The following is a 17,326-nucleotide window of genomic DNA, read 5'->3' as shown; positions in this document are numbered from 1 at the left end:
CCGAGCGGGGGGCGCCCTCCCCGTGCCCGACCCGTGCGAAATGCAGGAGTTCCCGAGCGGGGGGCGCGGCATCCCGGCCTCTGGCGACTGGTGGGAGCGCTCTTCTCCTGCATTTCGCACCGCGGGGGCTGGGGTGCGGGGCCGCGAGGGGGCCGGGGAGCGGGGGTGTGGGGGCGGGGGCGGGGGCGACAATGGGGCATGCGAGTTCGGGTGGAGGATGCCGCGGCCGAGGCCGTCCTCCTGGCCGGCGGTGCGCGCGCCATCCTCCTGCAGCTCGCGCATCCCGCGGTGGGCCGGGGAGTCGCGGAGCACTCCGACTTCGCGCAGCGCCCCCTCGACCGGCTGCACGGCACCCTCACCTACCTGTACGTGATCCGGTTCGGCACCCCCGACGAGGTCGCGCGCATCGCCCGGAGCGTCGGCCGCGCCCACCGGCCGGTGGTCGGCGAGGGCTACGACGCGCGCGACGTCGACCTGCAGGTCTGGGTGGCGGCGACGATCTACGACACGGCGGTCCGGATGCACGAACTCGTGTTCGGCGCGCTGACCCCGGCCGAGGCGCAGTACATGCTGGACGACTCGGCGGTGGTGGCGACGACGCTCGGGGTGCCGCGGGCGGCGTGGCCCGAGACTCCCGAGGCGTTCGCGCGGTACTGGGCGGGGGTGCCGCTGCGGGTGGAGCAGCCGGCGCGCGACGTGGCGCGGGCGCTGCTGCATCCCGCTGCCGGTCCGCTCTGGATGCGCGCACTGATGCCGGCCGTGCGGCTCGTGACCGCGGGCCTGCTCGACGAGGAGCTGCGCGAGGCGTTCGGCCTGCCGCTCGACGCGCGCAGGTACGCGCGGCTCGTGCGGTTCGCCCGCGCCGTGTACCCGCGGCTGCCGCGGTTCATCCGGCACGCGCCGATGCGGCGCTACCTGCGCGAGTTCAGGCGCGGAAGAGGGTAGTGCCGCTCGCGATGTCCGCTGTGACGAGCGTGGCTCTGACCGCTTCGCCCGCCGTGACGGCGCCCTCGATGGTGGCCGTGACGACCGGGTCGGTGAGCTGGATGACGCCACCGCCCTCCTTCGCCGAGATCACGACGGCGTCGAACACGGAGCCCACCCGGTCGGAGAGCAGCGCAGCCTCGATCGCGTCGACGGAGGCGTGCTCCAGGCGGGAGGCGACCCCGTCGGAGCGACCCATGATCTTCGGCAGGGTCGGCAGCGCGTCGCGCACCCACTGCGGCACGGGCCGCCCGGCGACGAGCGCCTCGCAGGTCACGAGCACGAACCGGTCGACGAGCCGCCGCAGCGGCGCGGTCGCGTGCGCGTACGGCGCGGCGACGGCGGCCTGCACCGTGTTCTCGGGCAGCTCGCCGTCGAACGCCGTGTAGCCGGCGCCGCGAAACAGGGACGCGGCGGCATGGATCGCGGCGAGGCCAGAGGCGCTGCCGCGGTCGAGGGCGCGCAGGTACTCGCCGTACGGCTGGTCGGCGGGCCAGGGCTCGCCGAGGGCGGCGACCTGCATGCGGAAGTGCTCGAGCGTGTCGGCGAACGGCGCGGGCATGGTGCGCAGGATGCCCACACCCCCGTCGAGCATGATCGACGCGGCCGCCATCCCGGTCATGAGGGAGAGCTGCGCGTTCCACTCCTCCACCGGCAGCGGGCTGCGGCGCACCAGCTCGTACCGGCCGCCGCGGAACTCGACCTCCTCGTCGGGCCGGTTGAGCGACGCCCCGCCGCGCTCGCGCTCGAGGGCTGTGCGCTTGGTGCCGACCTCCCGCAGCAGCTGCAGGCTCTCGGAGGCGGTGCCGTCGTCGAGCTGCGACTGCACCTCGGTGTAGGAGAACTGGTTCCGCGACCGCACGCGCGCCCTCGACAGGGCGGTGGCGGTCACGTTCGCCGCGGCATCCAGCTCGAACGTCCAGACGAACGCGCCGCGCAGCTGCCCTTCGAGGAGGGATGCCGCGTGCTCGCTGATCACGGTCGGGTGCAGCGGGATCCGGCCGTCGGGGGCGTACAGGGTCTGCCCCCGCTCCCGCGCCTCCGCATCGACCTCGCCGCCCTCGCGGACGAAGGCCGGAACATCCGCGATCGCGTACCGCACCCGGTAGCCCTCCCCCGCGCGCTCGAGGTGCAGTGCCTGGTCGAGGTCCGTCGCGCCCTCGGGGTCGATCGTGACGAAGGGCACGGCCGTCTCGTCGGCCCCGGGGAGCTCGGCGCCGTCGACGGCCTCCTTCGCCTCGGCCTCGACCGCGGGCGGGAACGACTCCGGCAGGTTGAGGTCCTCCCGGATCAGCCGGAGAGTGTCGGCGAGGAGCTCCGTCGGGTTCGGGAACCGCGGGACGATGACCCGCTCGCGCGGATCAGAGCTTCTCAATGGGCGCGATCTTGATCAGCAGGCGCTTGCGGCCGGCAACGTCGAACTGCACTTCGGCAACCCTCTTCGTGCCCTCGCCGGTGACCGCGGTCACGCTGCCGTCGCCGAAGTCGGTGTGCCGGATGCGGTCGCCGACCTCGAGGGTGAGGTCGCCGTTGTCGCGCACGAGGCCCGTGACGGCGCTCGTCCACTCGGTCTTGACGCGCGGGGCCGGCGGCAGGGAGCCGTAGCTCTCCCGCATCGGCGCCGCCCGCACCTGGCGCGGCCCGCGGAACCCTCCGCCGCCGCCCGACTGGCGCCACTCGATGAGGTCTGCGGGGATCTCGTTGAGGTACCGGCTCGGCATCGACACGTTCACCTCGCCGAAGCTCGCGCGCGAGGCCGCGAGCGAGAGGTAGAGGCGCTTCTTCGCGCGCGTGATGCCCACGTAGAACAGCCGGCGCTCCTCGGCGAGGCCGCCGGGCTCGTTGGACGACATGCGGTGCGGCAGCAGGTCTTCCTCCACGCCGGTGAGGAACACCGAGTCGTACTCGAGCCCCTTCGCGGTGTGCAGCGTCATGATCGAGACCGTGCCGTCGCCGTCGTCGATCTCGTCGGTCGCGGCGAACAGGGCGACATTGGTGAGGAAGTCGATCAGGGTGCCCTCGGGGCTGACGGTGCGGAACTCCTTCGTCTGCGAGACGAGCTCCTCGAGGTTCTCGGCGCGGGCCTCGTCCTGCGCGTCGCCGCTGTTCTTCAGTGCAGCGAAGTACCCCGTCTTCGTGAGGACCTCGGTGAGGATGTCGTGCGGCGCGGCCGTGGCGGCGACGGCCGTGAGCTCGTTCAGCAGCTCCCCCAGCTCGATGATCGCGGCGGTCACCTTCGGGCCGAGGCCGAGCTGGCCGGCGTCGACGAGGGCCTCGCGCAGGGGCATCCCCATGCGGTCCGCGTGCGCCTGGAGGGCCGCCTCGGTGGCGGGGCCGATGCCGCGCTTGGGCACGTTCATGACGCGGCGCAGCGCCATGTCGTCGTCGGGGTTGGCGACCTGGATGAGGTACGCCATCGCGTCCTTGATCTCGGCGCGCTCGTAGAACTTGGTGCCGCCGGGGATGCGGTACGGGATCGCCGAGCGGATGAAGATCTCTTCGAGCGGCCTCGTCTGCGAGTTGGTCCGCACGAACACGGCGATGTCGTTGAGGCTCGAGCCGGCCTTGCGCAGCACGTCGATCTCGTCGGCGACGAACTGCGCCTCGTCGTGGCCGGAGTAGCCCGTGTATCCCACGATCTTGTTGCCCGCGCCGACCGTCGTGAACAGGTTCTTCGCCTTCCGGTCGAAGTTGTTCGAGATGACCGCGTTGGCCGCGTCCAGGATGTTCTGGGTCGACCGGTAGTTCTGCTCGAGCAGGATGACCTTGGAGTTCGGGAAGTCGCGCTCGAACTCGGTGATGTTGCGGATGTCCGCCCCGCGGAACGCGTAGATCGACTGGTCGCTGTCGCCGACGACGGTGAGCGATGCGGCCGGGATGCCCCCGGTCGGGTCGAGCTTCATCCGCGTGTCCTGCGGCACGTTCTCCCGCAGCACGGGCCGCACGAGCTCGCGGATGAGCGAGTACTGGGCGTGGTTCGTGTCCTGGTACTCGTCGACGAGAACGTGGCGGAACCGGCGCTGGTAGAGGGCCGCGACATCCGGGAACGCGCGGAACAGGTACACGGTCTCGGCGATGATGTCGTCGAAGTCGAGGGCGTTCGCGCGGCGCAGGGCGGCCGTGTAGCGCTTGAAGATCTCGACGAACCCGGCCTCCTTCGGGTCGTCCATGTTCACGGAGCGCGCGAAGGCGTCGATGTCGGTGAGCTCGTTCTTGAGCTTCGAGATGCGGCTCGAGACCCCGCCGGGCGTGAAGCCGACGGTGTCGGCATCCAGGTCTTTGATGATGCGCTTGAGCAGCGCGCGCTGGTCCGCGGTGTCGTAGATGGTGAAGCTCTGCTTCATGCCGAAGTGCTCGGCCTGGCGGCGCAGGATGCGCGTGCACGCGGAGTGGAACGTGGAGATCCACATGCCGTCGGTCGCGTCGTCGCCCACCAGCGAGCGCACGCGGTCGCGCATCTCGGCGGCGGCCTTGTTCGTGAACGTGATCGCGAGGATCTGGCTCGGCCAGGCCTCGCGCGTCTGCAGCAGCCCCGCGATGCGGCGCGTGAGCACGCTCGTCTTGCCGGAGCCCGCGCCCGCGACGATGAGCAGGGACTGGCCGCGGTACTCGACGGCCTCGCGCTGCTGCGGGTTCAGGTCGGCGAGCAGCGAGTCGTCGATGCGCCCGCCCTTCGCAGGGTCGGCGTGCTCGAACGGCTCCAGGACATAGGTCATCGCTGGTCGATTCTAAGCGGCGGCACCGTCAGCGGGTTGAGTAGGCCGCCCGCGGCCGTATCGAAACCCGGCGGGTTGAGTAGGCCGCCCGCGGCCGTATCGAAACCCGGCGGGTTGAGTAGGCGCCCCAGCGCCGTATCGAAACCACTCAGTCGAACAACCGGTTTCGATACGCGCGCCAGAGCGCGCTACTGGGCCAGCGACAGCACCAGGTCCGGCTGGTCGGCGAACACCCCGTCGACGCCCGTCCCCAGGATGAGCCGGAACTCACGGTCCCAGTCGCCGAAGTCGCGCTGCGGCGTGCCCCGCCGGAGGTTGCGGGCGAGGAACCTGTTCTCGGCCCGCAGCGTCCACGTGTAGGCGAGCAGCCCGGCCTCGTGGATGCGGTCGACGAGGTCGGTAGTCCCGATGACGTTGGCCGCGGCATCCGTGCGCAGCAGCAGTGCCTTGTCGACGCTCACGCCGTCGACCCGCTCGGCCAGCCGCGCGAGGCCGGCCGGGGTCAGGTGGGCCGAGTACGGCAGGGCCTTCCGGCCGAAGCGCGCGACGAGGTCGGCGGGCGAGCCGCTCTTCTCGACGAGGAAGACAGAACGGCCCGGGATGCCCCGCTGCCTGACCTGCTCGAGCACGGTCTGCTCGAAGGACTCCACGATGAGGTTGTCGGGCGTGGCCCACCGCGCGATCTCCGCCGCGAACAGCTCGTCGAGCGGCAGCCCGATGGACTCGAAGTACGTCGCGTGCTTGATCTCGGCGACCATCACCAGCTCGCGCCCGAGCCGCGCCGACTGCTCGTCGATGATCTGCAGGAGGTCGGTGAGCCGCAGGATGCCCCAGCGGCCGTCGAACGTGGCGCTCGCGGTGCGGATCGCGGGCAGCCGCTCGCGGGAGCGCAGGGTCGACAGCTGCGCCCACGTGAAGTCCTCCGTGAACCAGCCGGTGAGCTGCGCGCCGTCGACGACCTTCGAGGTGCGCAGGCCGGCGAACTCCGGCCGCTCGGCCACATCGGTGGTGCCCGAGATCTCGTTCTCGTGCCGCAGCACCAGCACGCCGTCCTTCGTAGCGACGATGTCCGGCTCGACCGCGTCGGCGCCGAGAGCGAAGGCGAGCTCGTACGCGGCCCGTGTGTGCTCCGGCCGGTACCCGCTCGCACCCCGGTGGCCGATCACGAGAGGACGGGATGGGATGCTCACGCCTCAAGGCTAGGCGGTCGCCGCGCCACTAGCATTCGAACATGGCCACCTGCGCGACCTGCTCCGGGGAGCTCCGCCCGGAGTGGCGGTTCTGCGTATTCTGCGGCACCGCGGTGAGCCCGAACGCCGTCGACGAGGCCGCGGCGGAGGCCCCCGCACCGGTCAACTCCATCGCCATCATCGCGCTCGTCCTCGCGTGCATCGGGGGAATCCCCGCGTTCGTCTTCGGCCACATCGCGCTGCGCCAGATCAAGCAGACCGGCGAGCGCGGCAGGACCATCGCCCTCGTGGCGACGATCCTCGGCTACGTCTGGCTCGCAGTGGGGATCGTCCTGCTCCTGAGGTTCGCGAATGGCCTCTGACTGGGTCGAGCCGACGCGCTCCCTGCCGCTGCGCTGGGGGCACTACAACGACAGGTACGTCGCAGGGCTGCTGCTGATCATCGGCGGGGCCGTGCAGCTGCAGGGCTCCAACACCTGGACGCTCCCGCTCCTCCTCATCGGCACAGCGGCCCACGCGACCGGCTGGTCGATCATGCCCGCGAGCGGCTGGCGGCGGCTCGTCGTCGTGATCCCGGCCACCGGTCAGATCTGGATCCTGCTCACCGGCCCGTACTCCGCGTGGACCTTCGTCGTGCCCTACGTGTGCTGGCTGCTCGTGCGCCACCGGCCGGCGCGCAGCTACATCACCGTGCTGTTCCCGCTCGCGAACGGGTTCATCCTTCCGCGGTTCTTCACCGAGTACACCGGGATGCTCCCGACCCTCGCCATCTCCCTGGCGGTGCTCATCGCCTCGGCGTGGGTCGCGAGACTGCTCGCATCCAGTGCGAATGCCCAGCGTTCCCCGGTAGTTTTGTAGTACTTCACCGAAAGGCAGAACCCCATGGCGAAATTCGCATTCAGCCGCAGCCCCGCGTTCGCGACCAATGCGGCGGGCGGCGTTGCAGCAGCCCAGAACATGTCGGCCCAGCAGCTCGACGAGCTCTACAAGAGCCCCTCCGCTCCCGAGAGCGAGGTGATGACCGTCGACGACACCATCGCCAAGACGGTCGGCGCCTTCGCGCTCCTGCTGGTCGGCGCGGCCGTCGGGTGGATCTCCGCCCCGCTCATCCCCTTCCTGTGGATCGGCGCTGCGCTCGTCGGCCTCGTGCTCGGGCTCGTCAACTCGTTCAAGCGGGAGCCCTCGGCTCCGCTCATCCTGCTGTACGCGGCTGTTGAAGGCGTCTTCGTCGGCGGCATCTCGTGGTGGTACGAGTCGTCGTTCGGCGGCGGCATCGTCATCCAGGCGGTCATCGCCTCGCTGGTCGTGGTCGGCATCACCCTCGCACTGTTCGCGAGCGGCAAGATCCGCGCCTCGAAGCGCGCGACGAAGATCTTCCTGATCGCGATGGTCGGCTACCTGGTGTTCTCGCTCATCAACGTCGTGCTCATGCTGACCGGCGCCAACACCGACCCCTGGGGCCTGCGCAGCGCGCCGGTCTTCGGCATCCCGCTCGGTCTGATCCTCGGCGTCTTCGTCGTCATCATGGCGGCGTACTCGCTCGTGCTCGACTTCGACTTCATCCAGCGCGGCGTGAACAACAAGGCACCGCGCAAGTACGGCTGGACCGGCGCCTTCGGCATCATGGCCACCGTCATCTGGCTGTACCTCGAGATCCTCCGCATGCTGGCGATCGCCCGCCGCTAGCCGTTCTCTCGCGAAGGCCGTCCCTGCGGGGGCGGCCTTCGTCGTTCCCGTTCACCCGATTCCGAAGCGGCCGAGTCAGAGCGCGGTGAGGCGACTACCGCGCGAGGGTCAGCGCCGCCGTGTAGTCACGAGCGCGGTCGAGGTCGGCCAGCACCGGCGCGACCGCGATCCGCCGCACGACCTCGCCGACCGAGGCGAGCAGCAGCCGTCGTGTGCGGCGGCGGCGGGCCGCGGCGGCACCGGCAGCGAGTGCGGCACCGAGGAGCCCGAGCAGGATGCCCAGCACCACACCCCCGGCAATGAGCAGTGTCGGCACCGCCCACCCCTCGACCTTCGGCACCTCGAAGGCGGGCAGCCCGAGGTTCGGCAGGAAGGCGGCGCCGAGCAGCCAGCCGATCCCGACGAGGGCGGCGAGCACGGAGACCCACTGCAGCACGCCGAAGACCACCCACCACCACGAGCCCTTCGCGGGCAGCGCGGTGCGGGCGATGGCGAGGTCGAGCTCGTCCGGCAACTCGGCGATGGCCCGGTCGGCCGTCGCGCGCAGGCCGGTGCGCCAGGTCTCGGCGAGGCCGGTGGCCGCGGCATCCGCGAAGCCTCTCACCCCGAGGGAGACCCTCGCCCTGGCACCCGCGTCGAGGGCGGGCATGCTGGTGCGGTGCAGCGCGGCGTCGTCGCCGCGGCGACTCGGGCCGAGACCGAGGCGCGCGAGCGGATCGGGCCGCAGGCGCAGCAGCCACGACACGATCGGCCAGCCCGTGGCCTGGCCCGCCCGCTTGCGGTACGAGCGGGCGACAGCCTGGGCGACGACCTCGGCCCCCGCAGCGGTGCCGAGCGCGGAGATGAGGGCCTCGGTGCCGCGAGGCGTTGGACGAGTGGCGGTGCCGGCATCCGGCACTGCGGCGGCGACCGTCGAGACGTCGGCGGAGAGCCGCGCCTCCCGTGCCTGCTGGGCGGCGGCGAGGTCGCCCAGGGCAGTGCGCAGGGCCGGGATGCCCTCGCCGGTCCTCGCGCTGACGGGGAGGACCCGTGCCTTGGGGATGCCGTCACGCTCGACGATGCCGCGGAGCGACTCGACTACCGCCGGCACCTCGGCGGCGGAGAGCAGGTCCACCTGGTTGAGCACGATCAGTGTCACCGCGGAGTGCTTCGCGTGCGGCGCGATGAACTGGGCGTGAAGTACCTCGTCGGCGTACTTCTGAGGGTCGACCACCCACACGAGGGCGTCCACCTGGGCGGCAAGCCGTTCCGCGATGTCACGGTTCGCGCGCTCGACCGAGTCGAAGTCCGGAAGGTCGAGCAGCAGCAGTCTTCCCGCGCGCGGGTCGAGCGGAGCATCCAGCTTCGTGCGCTCACGCACCTGCAGCCAGTCGAGGAGGTCTGTCGCCCCGTCGGCATCCCAGCTGATCGAGTGGGCCTCGCTCGTGGTGGGGCGTCGCACGTGCGTCACGACGACATCGCTGCCGACGAGGGCGTTGACGAGGCTCGACTTGCCCGACCCCGTCGCACCGAAGACGCCGATGACGGTGTGCTCGGGCGACCGCTGGCGACGCTCGGTGGCATGAGTGAGCACGGCATCGAGCTGGCGGGCCACCGCATCGGCGAGGCGCCCCTCACCGGTCTCGCGCACGACCCGCAGGGCTTCGAGCCGCGCGTCGAGCGAGGCCGCCTTCATGATGCCGCCCGCTGGACGTCGTCGAGGAGGGCCGCCGATTCGCGGCGCAGCGCCTCGGGGGACGACCCGAAGCGCGCACTCTCGAGAGCCGCGGTGACACGCGCGGCCTCGGTGGCGAAGAGGGAGCTCACGCGGCCGGTGAGGTCCTTGCGGGCCTCGCCCGCGAGGCGGCGCACGGCGTCCTCTCCGAAGATCGTCTCGAGAAGCTTCTGGCCGACCACTGCCGAACCGCCCGCGATCACTATCTCGCCGCCCGTGAGCCCGCCGGTGGAGGCGAAGACCACGACGATGAGCGCGACGGTCACGACGTTGAGCCCGGCCGAGAGCACGCGGGCCCTGATCCGCTTCGACCCGGCGTTCTCCTGGATGAGCCGCAGGAGCGCACCCTGCCACTCGCGGATCATCGCCGCCGCCCGGTCGCCGAAGTCGCTGCTCTCGGTGCCCAGTTCCGGATGGGCCTGCGCGATGGTGCGGCCGGCCTCGGTGCGCTGCAGGCTGGCCCAGGATGCCGCGGCCGCCCGCCCGGCCTGGTCGACGATCACCGCGTGGAGCCCGTGCTCGAGGCGCACCTCGACATCGATGACCGGCTGGGGCTTGCCCATGATCCAGGCGGTCGCGGCATCCCGTGTGCGCGAGAACCAGCGCTCGACGCTCCGGAAGACGTCGGACGTGCCCACGAAGTCCTGCCAGCGCGCGAGCACCTCGCCGCGGAGGAGGGCGCCGTCGCGCGTCGCGTCATCCACGGCCTCCGCGGCACTCGCGTATGCGTGCGCGACGGTCTTGGCCGTGCCGTCGACCCAGTCGAGCTGCTGCTGGCGCGCGGTGGCGATGGACGAGACCCGGATGTCGAGGTCGACTATCGCGCCGCGCAGCGTTCGGGCGGCGATGCGGGTGCGCTCGGCCCGATCGGCGGCGATCGAGCTGAGCCAGTCACGGGGTCCGGCGACGGCGGAGGCGGGGAGCATCCCGAGCTCGTCGAGCTTCTGCTCCTCGATCACGAACACCGGGGCGTCGGGGAGGCCGCGCGCGGCGAGCATCGACCGCAGGTCGGGAAGCACCTCCGCGGCCGCGCCCGGCGGCACCCGGTTGAGCACGACGGCGACGGTGATGTTGCGTCCGGCCGCGCCGTCGAGCAGCGCCCACGGCACGGCGTCGGCGTACCGGTTCGCCGTCGTGACGAACAGCCACAGGTCGGCCGCAGCGAGAAGCTGCGCAGCGAGCGCCCGGTTGTCGTCGGCCACCGAGTCGATATCGGGTGCGTCGATCAGGGCGAGGAACTGCGGCACCCGGTCGTGGCCGAGCAGCATGAGCTCGTTGATGCGGGCACCGGCGGGAGCATCCCCCGCAGACGACGCCGGGGTGCCGGGCTCCGTGATGCGCCCGCGCACGCGCGCCAGGCCCGGAAGGATGCGGTCGCTCGCGAACCACCCGGCGTCGACGGGCGCGTGCACGAGGATCGGCTGCCGGGTCGTGGGGCGGATGACCCCGGCCCGGGTCGTGGGAGTGCCGATGAGGGCGTTGACGATCGTCGACTTGCCCGACCCCGTCGATCCGCCGACGACCGCCAACAGCGGTGCATCGAGGTCGGAAAGGCGCGGCCGGATGTAGTCGTTGATCTGCCGCACCGCTGCTGCGGCCGCCTCGCGCTGCGCGGCCGCGCCGTCGAGCGGCAGGCTCAGGCCCGGGTCTGCCAGCGACGCGCGCAGGCGCTCAAGCGAGTTGAGAAAGGGGCGCGGAGTCGGTCACCTCCCCAGCATGCCGCAGTTTGGGCGGCCGGGGATGCTAGCGGGCTATTCCCACTCGATGGTTCCCGGCGGCTTCGACGTGACGTCGAGCACCACGCGATTCACCCCGGGCACCTCGTTGGTGATGCGGTTGGAGATCTTGGCGAGCACCTCGTAGGGCACGCGCGTCCAGTCGGCGGTCATCGCGTCCTCCGAGGAGACGGGGCGCAGGACGATGGGATGCCCGTACGTGCGCCCGTCGCCCTGCACGCCCACGCTGCGGACGTCGGCCAGCAGCACGACCGGGCACTGCCAGATCGCTGCATCCTGGCCCGCCGCCGTCAGCTCCGCGCGGACTATCGCGTCCGCCTTGCGGAGCAGCTCGAGACGCTCACGGGTAACCTCACCGACGATGCGGATGCCGAGGCCTGGCCCCGGAAACGGCTGGCGCGAGACGATCACCTCGGGCAGGCCCAGCTCGCGGCCGATCGCGCGCACCTCGTCCTTGAACAGGGTGCGCAGTGGCTCGACGAGCGTGAACTGCAGGTCTTCGGGCAGCCCGCCCACGTTGTGGTGGCTCTTGATGTTGGCGGTGCCGGTGCCGCCGCCCGACTCGACGACGTCGGGGTAGAGGGTGCCCTGCACGAGGAAGTCGATGGACTCCCCGCCGCCCTGGGCCTCCAGCACCAGCGCCTCCGCCGCGTTCTCGAACGAGCGGATGAACTCGCGGCCGATGATCTTGCGCTTCTGCTCCGGGTCGGTCACGCCGGCGAGTGCGTCGAGGAACTGGTCGACCGCGTCGACGGTCACGAGCCGCACGCCGGTGGAGGCGACGTAGTCCTCCTCGACCTGGCGGCGCTCGTCCTGGCGCAGCAGGCCGTGGTCCACGAAGATGCAGGTGAGCTGGTCGCCGACCGCCTTGTGCACGATGGCCGCGGCGACAGCGGAGTCGACGCCGCCCGAGAGGCCGCAGATCACACGGCCCGAGCCGACCTGGGCGCGGATGCGCGCAACCTGCTCGTCGATCACGTTCGCGCTGTTCCAATCGGCAGGGATGCCCGCAGCCCTGTGCAGGAAGTTCTCGAGCACGCGCTGGCCGAACTCCGAGTGCTTGACCTCGGGGTGCCACTGCACCCCGTAGAGCTTCCGCTCGTCGCTGGCGAAGGCCGCGACCGGGGTGGACTCGCTCGACGCCAGCACCGTGAATCCCGCGGGCGCTTTCGACACCGAGTCGCCGTGGCTCATCCACGTGGTCTGCTCGGCCGGCTGGCCGGAGAGGAGGGTGGAGTCGCCGGGGGCGAGCGTGACGTCCGTGGCGCCGTACTCGCGCGCGCCGGTCTTGGCGACTTCGCCGCCGAGCTGCTGCGCCATCACCTGGAAGCCGTAGCAGATGCCGAGCACGGGGATGCCGAGCTCGAGGATCGCGGGGTCGAGGGTGGGAGAGCCGGCCTCGTAGACGCTCGACGGCCCACCGCTCAGCACGATGCCCGCGGGATGCTTCGCCGCGACTTCGGCGGCGGTGATCGTGTGCGGCACGATCTCGCTGTAGACGCTGGCCTCGCGCACTCGGCGCGCGATCAGCTGCGCGTACTGCGCGCCGAAGTCGACGACGAGGACGGGGTTGGCTTCGGTGTCACTCATGCGGCGGCCTTTACAGAGGGCTCGGGGGTCTCGAGGTGGGCGATCGCGGCGAGCGCCTGGCGCGGGACGCGGCGCTCGAGGAAGAACGAGAGCAGCGGGATGATGCCGCCAAGGGCGATGAACAGGAACCTGCCGAACGACCAGCGGATGCTCCGCCACAGCACGAAGTCGGTGCCGAGGTAGAGCACGTACATCCAGCCGTGGACGATGAGGATGAGGGTGGAGACGTTCACCCCGGTGATGAGCTCCTTCGGCGTGAGCTGCAGGCCGTACACCGGGTTGAGCTCGATGTCGACGCCGACGATGTAGCGCAGCACCATCATGAGCACCAGGAGGAGCAGGAAGCTGCCCGTGATGATCGACGAGACCTTGTAGACCTTGACCGCCGTCCGGATCCTGGAGACGTCTTGGGGCCGGGGTCCGATGGGCATACCCCTATTCTACGGGCTCGTTTTCGAGCTCCCAGGCGTCCTTCACGAGGCGGTACCAGAGGAAGATCGCGAAGCCCGCGAAGATCACCCACTCCACCGCGTAGAAGATGTTGAGGAGGTTGAGGCTCACATCGGTGATGGGCGCCGGGGCGTCGATCAGCTCGAGGCCGGCGGGCGCCGTGTCAAGGATGAGGTAGCCGCCGTAGACGCCCTCGGGCGTGGAGGCCCACAGGTTGATCAGCTCGGGGACCGCCATCGAGCTGCGTACGCCCTTCTCGAAGTCGCTCTCCTGCGGCGACTCGGTGGGGAGGTAGCGGCCGGTGAGGGTCCCGTCGGGCGCGGAGGCGTCGAGCGTGCGGACGGCCTCTGCCGCGGCATCCTCCGTCCCGGCCCAGCCGAGCGCGACCGCGAGGCTCGCGCCCTCCGGCGTGACGGCGTGGCCGACCACCCAGAAGCCCGGGCCGGAGTGGTTGATGCGGTCAGAGAGCACGACGTAGTCGCCGGGCACGAAGTCGGCGTCGACCCGCACGAGCTGGCCGGTCGCAGAGTCGGGCACGGGATGCTGCGGCTGCGAGACCTCGCTGAGCGGCACGACCACCTCGGTCTGCTCCTCCCGGGGCGCGGCGCTCTCGAAGCTGCGCGCGATCTGCCACTGCCCGAGGGCCGCGAAGCCCCCCGCGATCGCGAGGGCGAGGATGAGGGCGGCGATCCACCGCGGCCGCCTCGCGACGGCCCAGACTGAGGTGCTCAATACTCCGGGTCCCTCTTGCGCTCGGCGCGGGCATCCGACTGCTGGGCCGCCTGCTGCTCAATGGGGTCGATCGGGCCCGTCGGGTAGGACTCGATGATGTCGTCGGGGATCGGCGCTTCGGGCACGTCCTGCCCGTTCATCGCGGCCTCGACCAGGGCGATCTCCTCGGCGCTGATCGAGCCGGCGCCGCGCAGGCGCTCCCGCTCGGCATCGCCGGGCCTGGCCCGTCTGGCTCGGAACACGACACGGCCCATCTTCTCGGAGTTGACGGCAAGGATCGGCCCGACGATCGCCATCGAGAGCACGTACAGGCCGGCGAACGGCGTCAGCCGCGAGTCGAGGCCCGCACCCACCGCGAGGGTCGCGAGGATGAGGGCGAACTCGCCGCGGTTCTGCAGCATCGCGCTCGCGTTGAGCCCCTCCGCCTGGGTGAGCTTGTTCTGCCAGGCGATGAGCTGGCCGCCGAGGGTGTTGACGACGAGCGTGAGGATGACCGCGACGACGACCGGCCACACCACGCCTCCGAACGTCGACACGTCGAGGGCGAGCCCGAAGTTGAGGAAGAAGAAGGCGCCGAACACGTCGCGCAGCGGCAGCGCGAACTGCTCGATGCGGTTCTTGTAGCGGGAGGCGCCGAGCACGAGGCCGATGAGGAAGGCGCCGATCGCGTCGGAGACGCCGAGCTTCTCGCCGATGCCGCCGAACGCCACGGCCAGGCCGAAGAACAGGATCGTGAAGAGCTCGTCGTCCTTGGTCTGGATGAGCCGCGAGACCACCCTGCCGCCCCAGCGCGCCAGTGCGAACATCGCGACCAGGAAGGCGAACGAGATCGCCAACTGCCCGACGATGCCCCAGACGTCCGTGGTGTCGGAGAGCACGACGCCCACGATCGCGAGGTAGATCGCGATGAAGACGTCCTCGAGCACCATGATCCCCAGGATCGTGGGGGTCTCGCGGTTGGCGAGGCGGCGCAGCTCGATGAGGAGCTTGGTAATGATGGCGCTGGATGACGCGGCAGTCATGCCCGCGATGATGAGGGCCTCGCGCGTGCCCCACCCGATCCACAGGCCGAGGGCGAAGCCGACGCCCAGGTTGATCACCAGGCGGGTGCCGCCCGAGATGAACAGCTTGCCGGCGTTGCCGTAGAACTCGTCCTGGTCGAACTCCAGCCCGAGGCTGAAGAGCAGCATGATGAGGCCGACCACGGCGATGAGCTCGACGTCCGCAGCCTCGAAGCTGATCGGGATCAGCGTCGAGTGCGGGCTCGCTGCGAGGCCGACGAGCATGTAGATCGGGATGGCGGGCAGGCCGATGAGCTTGCCGAGCCTGCCGAGCGCATACGCGATGACGAGGAGGACGCCCAGAATCAGGAGGTCATCGGCGACGTGCACTGCCTAGCCGCCTGGGGGTGCGTCGACGGGCGCCTTGTGCATCTCTCCCGTGCGGTAGAAGGTGAAGGCCTTCGCGACCTTCTCCGGCGAGCCGGCCACCACGAGCGTGTCGCCGGGGAAGACGGTGAAGTCGTCGGCGGGCGCGGGATTCGCGGACTCGCCGCGCACGACGGCGACGACGGTCAGCCCGACGATGCCGCGGCCGGCGAGCTCGCCGAGCTTCTTGCCGGCGATGTGGTCCTCGTAGCCGACCGGGAACCAGTCGATCGAGAGGCCGGGGATGGTCTCGAGGGCCGACAGCGACTCGGTGATGCGCGTACCGCCGAGCAGCTCCGCGAGAGTGTGGGCCTCGTCCTCGTCGAGTCGCAGCGAGACCTTGCTCTTCTCGGAGGCGCCCTCGGCGTCGGCGAAGGTGATGAGGTCGCTGTGGCCCGAGCGGTGGGTGATGACGCCGACTTTGCCGCCGTCGTCCGTCACGAAGGTGTGCAGCACACCGACTCCGGGGAGCTTGACACGCCTCACATCGACCATGGGACAAGTGTAAGCGCGGCTCTCGCAGACTTCTGGCCGTGCGCCGCAGGCGAACGGGCACTGGTGCGCCCCGAACGGGGGTCCCTAGTATGGGGGCCATGACTCTCGCTAACCCGACGAGCGTCGCATCTACCCGCAGCCTTCGTTATGGCGCGTTCGTGATCGTCGCGAACACGCTCCTGGCCACCGCGTCGATCGCCGTGCTCCTCTTCCTGTCCGATGCGTCGCAGACCGCCCTGCTGCTCGACGCCTCCAAGTTCCTCGTCGTCGGGGGCCTCGCGGCCGCCGCGATCCGCTCCGGCGTCATCGGGCTGCGCGAGACCGCCGGCGGCAGCCAGCGCCGCCGCGGCTGGGCGATCGCGGGCATCGTGATCGGCAGCGTGTTCGGCTTCCTCACCGCGGCATCGCTCGTCGCGACCGCCGCGCTGACGCTCTAGCCGGCGCCGCGCTGACGCTCTAGCCGGCGCCGCGCTGACGCTCTAGCCGGCGTTGTAGGGCGCGACGACGACCTCGACGCGCTGGAACTCCTTGAGGTCGGAGTAGCCCGTGGTCGCCATCGACCGGCGCAGTGCGCCGATGAGGTTCACGCGGCCGTCGGCCACCGTCGAGGGGCCGTAGAGGATCTCCTTGAGCGGCGCGAGCGATCCCACCTCGACGCGGTTGCCCCGCGGCAGCTCGGAGTGGTGGGCCTCGGCCCCCCAGTGCCAGCCGCCGCCCGGGGCATCCGTCGCCCGCGCCAGCGTGCTGCCGAGCATCACGGCGTCCGCGCCGACCGAGATGGCCTTGACGATGTCGCCGGAGGTGCCGAGGCCGCCATCCGCGATGACGTGCACGTAGCGGCCGCCCGACTCGTCCATGTAGTCCCGGCGCGCGCCCGCGACGTCGGCGACAGCGGTCGCCATCGGGGCGTGGATGCCGAGCGTCGCGCGCGTGGTGGAGGCCGCGCCGCCGCCGAAGCCGACGAGCACGCCCGCCGCCCCGGTGCGCATGAGGTGCAGCGCCGACGTGTAGGTAGCGGCGCCGCCGACGATCACGGGGACGTCGAGCTCGTAGATGAACTTCTTGAGGTTGAGGGGCTCCACGCTCTTGGAGACGTGCTCCGCGCTCACCGTGGTGCCGCGGATCACGAACAGGTCGACACCGGCGTCGACCACCGTCTTGTACAGCTCCTGCGTGCGCTGCGGGCTGAGGGCGCCCGCGACGGGCACGCCCGCTGCGCGGATCTCAGCGAGGCGGGATGCCACGAGCTCGGGCTTGATCGGCTCCGAGTAGATCTCCTGCATGCGGCGGGTGGCGCCGCCGACCGGCAGCGAGCGGACCTCCTCGAGCAGCGGCTCCGGGTCCTCGTAGCGCGTCCAGACGCCCTCGAGGTCGAGCACGCCGAGGCCGCCGAGCTGGCCCATCGCGATGGCCGTCGTCGGGCTCACCACGGAGTCCATCGGCGCGGCGAGCACCGGGATGTCGAACGTGTACGCGTCGATAGTCCAGCTGACGGAGACGTCCTGCGGGTCGCGCGTGCGCCTGCTCGGAACAATCGCGATGTCGTCGAAGGCGTACACGCGGCGGGCGCGCTTGGCACGGCCGATCTCGATGTCACTCACGCGTC

The 17,326-nt window shown here is 71.0% G+C and carries 16 protein-coding genes; 5 read left to right on the top strand and 11 right to left on the bottom strand.

The window, feature by feature from the left end:
* Nucleotides 1–198: 198 nt before the first annotated feature.
* Nucleotides 199–945, top strand: coding sequence for an oxygenase MpaB family protein (locus AC1RTC_RS15570; RefSeq protein ID WP_493157255.1), 747 nt, complete (start codon nucleotides 199–201; stop codon nucleotides 943–945).
* Here the strand turns inward: AC1RTC_RS15570 and AC1RTC_RS15565 are convergent.
* The 3 genes from AC1RTC_RS15565 to AC1RTC_RS15555 form a co-directional block, all read right to left on the bottom strand.
* Entirely contained in the window at nucleotides 926–2,359 is a 1,434-nt protein-coding gene (locus tag AC1RTC_RS15565) for an RNB domain-containing ribonuclease (protein WP_493157253.1), read from the bottom strand. The genes AC1RTC_RS15570 and AC1RTC_RS15565 overlap by 20 nt on opposite strands.
* Nucleotides 2,346–4,700: an ATP-dependent helicase gene (locus AC1RTC_RS15560; protein WP_493157251.1), complete on the bottom strand. Its 2,355-nt coding sequence runs from the start codon at nucleotides 4,698–4,700 to the stop codon at nucleotides 2,346–2,348. Before AC1RTC_RS15560 ends, AC1RTC_RS15565 begins: the two co-directional genes overlap by 14 nt.
* Before the next feature lie 188 nt (nucleotides 4,701–4,888).
* Nucleotides 4,889–5,890 carry a glycerophosphodiester phosphodiesterase family protein gene (locus AC1RTC_RS15555; protein ID WP_493157249.1) on the bottom strand — a complete coding sequence of 334 codons (1,002 nt, stop codon included), beginning with the start codon at nucleotides 5,888–5,890 and terminating at the stop codon, nucleotides 4,889–4,891.
* Between the two features lie 41 nt (nucleotides 5,891–5,931).
* Here AC1RTC_RS15555 and AC1RTC_RS15550 point away from each other — a divergent pair, with 41 nt between their 5' ends.
* The 3 genes from AC1RTC_RS15550 to AC1RTC_RS15540 are packed head-to-tail and all read left to right on the top strand — an operon-like array spanning nucleotide 5,932 to nucleotide 7,576.
* A complete protein-coding gene (locus tag AC1RTC_RS15550; RefSeq protein ID WP_493157247.1) occupies nucleotides 5,932–6,252 on the top strand; it encodes a DUF4190 domain-containing protein in 321 nt (106 codons plus the stop codon).
* Nucleotides 6,242–6,748: a hypothetical protein gene (locus tag AC1RTC_RS15545; RefSeq protein WP_493157245.1), complete on the top strand. Its 507-nt coding sequence runs from the start codon at nucleotides 6,242–6,244 to the stop codon at nucleotides 6,746–6,748. The genes AC1RTC_RS15550 and AC1RTC_RS15545 overlap by 11 nt, the downstream gene beginning before the upstream one ends.
* Before the next feature lie 24 nt (nucleotides 6,749–6,772).
* Entirely contained in the window at nucleotides 6,773–7,576 is an 804-nt protein-coding gene (locus AC1RTC_RS15540) for a Bax inhibitor-1/YccA family protein (protein ID WP_493157243.1), read from the top strand.
* A 94-nt stretch (nucleotides 7,577–7,670) separates the two neighbouring features.
* On the opposite strand, the gene AC1RTC_RS15535 is transcribed toward AC1RTC_RS15540, so the two are convergent.
* From AC1RTC_RS15535 to AC1RTC_RS15505, 7 genes are all read right to left on the bottom strand, one after another.
* Entirely contained in the window at nucleotides 7,671–9,251 is a 1,581-nt protein-coding gene (locus AC1RTC_RS15535) for a GTPase (protein WP_493157241.1), read from the bottom strand.
* Nucleotides 9,248–10,876 (bottom strand): dynamin family protein, encoded by a 1,629-nt coding sequence (locus AC1RTC_RS15530; protein ID WP_493157239.1) that lies wholly within the window; start codon nucleotides 10,874–10,876, stop codon nucleotides 9,248–9,250. Before AC1RTC_RS15530 ends, AC1RTC_RS15535 begins: the two co-directional genes overlap by 4 nt.
* Nucleotides 10,877–11,041: 165 nt before the next feature.
* Nucleotides 11,042–12,616, bottom strand: coding sequence for a glutamine-hydrolyzing GMP synthase (gene guaA / locus AC1RTC_RS15525; protein ID WP_493157238.1), 1,575 nt, complete (start codon nucleotides 12,614–12,616; stop codon nucleotides 11,042–11,044).
* A complete protein-coding gene (locus tag AC1RTC_RS15520) occupies nucleotides 12,613–13,047 on the bottom strand; it encodes a DUF3817 domain-containing protein (RefSeq protein ID WP_493157236.1) in 435 nt (144 codons plus the stop codon). The genes guaA and AC1RTC_RS15520 overlap by 4 nt, the downstream gene beginning before the upstream one ends.
* A 4-nt stretch (nucleotides 13,048–13,051) precedes the next feature.
* Entirely contained in the window at nucleotides 13,052–13,798 is a 747-nt protein-coding gene (locus tag AC1RTC_RS15515; RefSeq protein ID WP_493157234.1) for an SURF1 family protein, read from the bottom strand.
* The gene (locus AC1RTC_RS15510; protein WP_493157232.1) at nucleotides 13,795–15,189 is read right to left on the bottom strand and encodes a cation:proton antiporter; all 1,395 of its coding nucleotides are present in this window, start codon (nucleotides 15,187–15,189) and stop codon (nucleotides 13,795–13,797) included. Before AC1RTC_RS15510 ends, AC1RTC_RS15515 begins: the two co-directional genes overlap by 4 nt.
* Before the next feature lie 3 nt (nucleotides 15,190–15,192).
* On the bottom strand, nucleotides 15,193–15,720 hold the full coding sequence (locus AC1RTC_RS15505; protein WP_493157230.1) for a cation:proton antiporter regulatory subunit: 528 nt from the start codon (nucleotides 15,718–15,720) through the stop codon (nucleotides 15,193–15,195).
* A 98-nt stretch (nucleotides 15,721–15,818) separates the two neighbouring features.
* Here AC1RTC_RS15505 and AC1RTC_RS15500 point away from each other — a divergent pair, with 98 nt between their 5' ends.
* Nucleotides 15,819–16,157 carry a hypothetical protein gene (locus tag AC1RTC_RS15500; RefSeq protein WP_493157228.1) on the top strand — a complete coding sequence of 113 codons (339 nt, stop codon included), beginning with the start codon at nucleotides 15,819–15,821 and terminating at the stop codon, nucleotides 16,155–16,157.
* 42 nt (nucleotides 16,158–16,199) lie between these two features.
* Here the strand turns inward: AC1RTC_RS15500 and AC1RTC_RS15495 are convergent, their stop codons facing one another.
* A complete protein-coding gene (locus AC1RTC_RS15495; RefSeq protein ID WP_493157227.1) occupies nucleotides 16,200–17,321 on the bottom strand; it encodes a GuaB3 family IMP dehydrogenase-related protein in 1,122 nt (373 codons plus the stop codon).
* Nucleotides 17,322–17,326 lie beyond the last annotated feature (5 nt).

This window comes from Rhodoglobus sp. GW821-FHT12B09, from assembly GCF_058809925.1.
The sequence above is the reverse complement of the archived record's forward strand: the minus strand, read 5'-3'. Positions and strand labels throughout refer to the sequence as shown.

Bases quoted from the DNA above. Each gene is read 5' to 3' on its own strand.
- AC1RTC_RS15540 (WP_493157243.1), top strand. From the start codon at position 6,773: ATGGCGAAATTCGCATTCAGCCGCAGCCCCGCGTTCGCGACCAATGCG.
- AC1RTC_RS15545 (WP_493157245.1), top strand. From the start codon at position 6,242: ATGGCCTCTGACTGGGTCGAGCCGACGCGCTCCCTGCCGCTGCGCTGG.
- AC1RTC_RS15550 (WP_493157247.1), top strand. From the start codon at position 5,932: ATGGCCACCTGCGCGACCTGCTCCGGGGAGCTCCGCCCGGAGTGGCGG.
- AC1RTC_RS15500 (WP_493157228.1), top strand. From the start codon at position 15,819: ATGACTCTCGCTAACCCGACGAGCGTCGCATCTACCCGCAGCCTTCGT.
- AC1RTC_RS15520 (WP_493157236.1), bottom strand. From the start codon at position 13,047: ATGCCCATCGGACCCCGGCCCCAAGACGTCTCCAGGATCCGGACGGCG.
- AC1RTC_RS15570 (WP_493157255.1), top strand. From the start codon at position 199: ATGCGAGTTCGGGTGGAGGATGCCGCGGCCGAGGCCGTCCTCCTGGCC.
- AC1RTC_RS15505 (WP_493157230.1), bottom strand. From the start codon at position 15,720: ATGGTCGATGTGAGGCGTGTCAAGCTCCCCGGAGTCGGTGTGCTGCAC.
- AC1RTC_RS15560 (WP_493157251.1), bottom strand. From the start codon at position 4,700: ATGACCTATGTCCTGGAGCCGTTCGAGCACGCCGACCCTGCGAAGGGC.
- AC1RTC_RS15535 (WP_493157241.1), bottom strand. From the start codon at position 9,251: ATGAAGGCGGCCTCGCTCGACGCGCGGCTCGAAGCCCTGCGGGTCGTG.
- guaA (WP_493157238.1), bottom strand. From the start codon at position 12,616: ATGAGTGACACCGAAGCCAACCCCGTCCTCGTCGTCGACTTCGGCGCG.